A 3,307-nucleotide genomic window follows, 5' to 3' on the forward strand; every position below is an offset into this window, starting at 1 on the left:
GGTTGTCGTGCGTCAACACCAAGCCGACTCGCAGCAGGGTCCGTCGTATGCTGACCACTGGCACACCCTGAATGGTTGGGCGACACGGGACCGGCTCGATGCGTGGTCGAACCCAAAGGTCGGCAGGGCCGCAGTCGGACGGAGAGTCAAATGGCGCTGGACCCGGCGGCCATCGGAGCCACCACCGAACCCACCCAGCTCGAGTGGAGCGACCGCGACACCATGCTCTACGCCCTGGGTGTGGGCGCCGGCACCGCGGATCTGGCGTTCACCACCGAGAACAGCCACGAGGTCGCCCAGCAGGTGCTGCCCACCTACGCCGTCATCTGCTGTATGGGTTTCGCCGCGGCCGGCAAGATCGGCACCTTCAACCCGGCGCTGCTGCTGCACGGCTCGCAGCAGGTGAAGCTCTTCGCCCCGCTGCCGCCGGCCGGCAAGCTCAGCGTGGTCGCCGAGGTCGCCGACATCCAGGACAAGGGGGAGGGCAAGAACGCGATCGTGATGCTGCGCGCCCGCGGCAGCGACCCGGCAACGTCTGAGCCGGTCGCCGAGACGCTGGCCACTGTGGTGATCCGCAAGGCCGGCGGTTTCGGCGGCGAGCCCGGCCAGCGTCCGCCCGCCCCGCAGATCCCGGACCGGGCGCCGGATGCGCGCACCGGCTACCCGACCCGGGAGGATCAGGCGTTGCTGTATCGGCTGTCGGGGGACCGCAATCCGCTGCACAGCGACCCGTGGTTCGCCTCCACTCTGGCCGGTTTCCCGAGGCCGATCCTGCACGGGCTGTGCAGCTACGGCTTCGCCGGCCGGGCGCTGGTCGCCGAGTTGGGCGGCGGCGACGCCGCCAAGATCACCGGGATCGACGCCCGGTTCACCGACCCGGTCTTCCCGGGTGAGACGCTGACCACCTCGATCTGGCGCACCGAGCCGGGTCGGGCGGTGTTTCGCACCGAGGCCGCCGGCGCCGACGGCAGCAACGCCAGGATCGTCCTCGATGACGGGGCGGCCGAGTACCGGGCCTGAGCCCGGCTTTGCCCCGGGAGCGGAGGCGAAGGTGGCTGCCGGTGGGCTCGGCGTGGACTGGGCGGTGGTGCTCGCGGCCGGATGGTTCCTGCGGGTGGCTGGTTCGGTTAGTCTGTAACGTGCGCCAGGGCGAGGAGGCGGTGATGCCTGAGGAGTTGCGGGTCCAGCCGGCGGTTTTGCATGTGGCCGGTGGTCGGATGGAGGCGGCCGGGATGGGGTTCGCGGCGGGGGCGTTGCCGCATCATGACGAGTTCTTCGAGGCGTTGGCGCGGTGGACCGGGCCGGCGTCGCGGGAGGCGTTGGCCGCCGCGGCGGCGCGCTGGCAGGAGCGCCACGCCGATCATCTGCGGCGGGCTGCTGGGACGTCGCAGCATGTGTTCGATGCGGCGTTGACCTATTCGGCGCAGGATGCGGATGCGACGCAGGTGGTCGGTGCGGTGTTGGACGCGATTGTCGATGCCGGCAAAGACACGGCAGCTGATCGGTAGGTCTGGTTGTGTCGGAGTTGACGCCCGAGGATGTTTTGCGGTGGGATCCGGGGATTATCCTGCAGCTTTTTGGGAGCACGATCGGGCTGCATGAAAAGACCGAGATTTTCGGTGACGATTTAGCGGATGCGCAGCAGCTGCTCGCCGAGTGGCACGGTGAGGGTGCCGACGCGTTGCACGAGGACCTGGGTCAGCAGCGACACGATATCGACGACACCGGGTATGAGTATCAGGCGGTGGCGACGGTGGTCAGGCGTTCCTATGACGACGTCCGGGGATGCTACTACGACATGTGGACCATTCAAAAGGTCGCGAATCGCAGCAATTGGGCTGTTCAGAGTGGTTGGACCATCGACACCAGCGGTCAGAATGAGCTCGGCGAAAAAGCCGACGCGCAGTCCTGGCAGAAAAAGCTCACCGCGTTGCACTCCAGGGCGGTGACGGCCGATGAGGAACTGGCCGCCGCGGTGCGCTCCGCCATCGCCGGCAGTCCGCAGATCACCCTGGCCCCGCGAGGCGGTGGCCCTCCCCAGGAGCAGGATGGCAGCAAGCTCACCCCGGAGGAGCAGGAAGAGGTGGGGAAGTGGTCACAATTCTCGGTTGAGAACGGCGGCGGCGATTGTTCACGGTGGGCGATTGCCAGCGCCCTGGCGAACGAGTATGGCGTACGGGAGGGTCCGAACGGGAAGGAGATCAACTTACCGGCGGACGTACAGGACAGCATGATGGGCGGGATGCCGCTTCATTTTCGGCCGACCAAGGCCGAGATCAACCAAATTACCGCAAAACAAGGGGTTCAACCGACCGCCGGCGGCGAAAACTACGGGTTCCCCGGCGGGCCGGACTTGATGTCGCGACAGTTGAGTCAGTTTGGTGTGCACTCGACGTCTCACATGTCGAACGACGTTCCCGGGCTGATGAACCAACTGGACGCGGATCTCCGCTCCGGGCATTTCGCTATCGTGAACGGGGCGCCGGAGCCAGGCGGTGGCCATTTTCTTTCCGTTACCGGGCTTCATACCGGCCCGAATGGGGAGACGTTGTATCTGGTCAACGATTCGAACCGAATGGGCAATGGTGGCCTGAACACGTATGGAACTACGATCCCGTACCCGTGCACCCGGCAACAGCTGATGACGTTTCTTCAGAATCGGGTATCGGCGGGGATGCCCGGCTACAGCACGGTCGGATAGCAGCCGCCCCGCGGGCGCATCTCATGGCATCACCCGCCAGTAGTTAGGATGAGCCAATGCTGAATACACCAGCGCGTTGGGCACCGCTGGTGGCCGGTTTGGTGCTGGTTTTGATGGCCGATGTCAGCTGGCCGGCCGATGCCGCCCCGGCCAAAAACTACCGCCAGGTGGTGGTGCCGTTCACCGGGGTGGAACGCCCGGCCGGGGTGGCGGTGGACGGCAGTGGCGCCGTCTACACCACTGACGCGAAAAGCGCTCGGGTGCTCAAGCTTGCCGGCGGAGCGACGGCCACACTGGCCACGTTGTCGTTCAAACAAACACGAAGGCCCGTCCAACCGACGTCTATCGTGGTGGATGCGCGCGGGGACGTCTACGTCAGCTACCACACCAACGGCGGACAAATGGACGGTGTCGTCGTCAAACTAGCCGACGGACGCGCACCAACCGAGCTGGTGAACGTCGTCGCCAACGATTTGGCGGTCGATCACCACGGCAACCTCTACCTCACCGAAATGGGGATCGGCGGGGTACAGAAACTGCCGCCGGGCTCGGCCGGGCTGACCTCGGTGCCCGTCGCCGACCTGACATTCCCGCAAGGCGTCGCCG

Annotated in this window: 4 protein-coding genes; all 4 read left to right on the forward strand. The window is 66.3% G+C overall.

The window, feature by feature from the left end; genetic code table 11:
- The first annotated feature begins 150 nt into the window (after positions 1-150).
- Positions 151-1,020 (forward strand): MaoC/PaaZ C-terminal domain-containing protein, encoded by an 870-nt coding sequence (locus AC2VNT_RS05960; RefSeq protein WP_486945973.1) that lies wholly within the window; start codon positions 151-153, stop codon positions 1,018-1,020.
- 143 nt (positions 1,021-1,163) lie between these two features.
- A complete protein-coding gene (locus AC2VNT_RS05965) occupies positions 1,164-1,508 on the forward strand; it encodes a hypothetical protein (protein ID WP_486945974.1) in 345 nt (114 codons plus the stop codon).
- A gap of 8 nt (positions 1,509-1,516) precedes the next feature.
- Positions 1,517-2,701 (forward strand): hypothetical protein, encoded by a 1,185-nt coding sequence (locus AC2VNT_RS05970; protein ID WP_486945975.1) that lies wholly within the window; start codon positions 1,517-1,519, stop codon positions 2,699-2,701.
- Between the two features lie 56 nt (positions 2,702-2,757).
- Positions 2,758-3,307: NHL repeat-containing protein (locus tag AC2VNT_RS05975; RefSeq protein ID WP_486945976.1), on the forward strand; the 550-nt coding region annotated here is incomplete at its 3' end.

This window comes from Mycobacterium sp. TH-M15, from assembly GCF_057473705.1.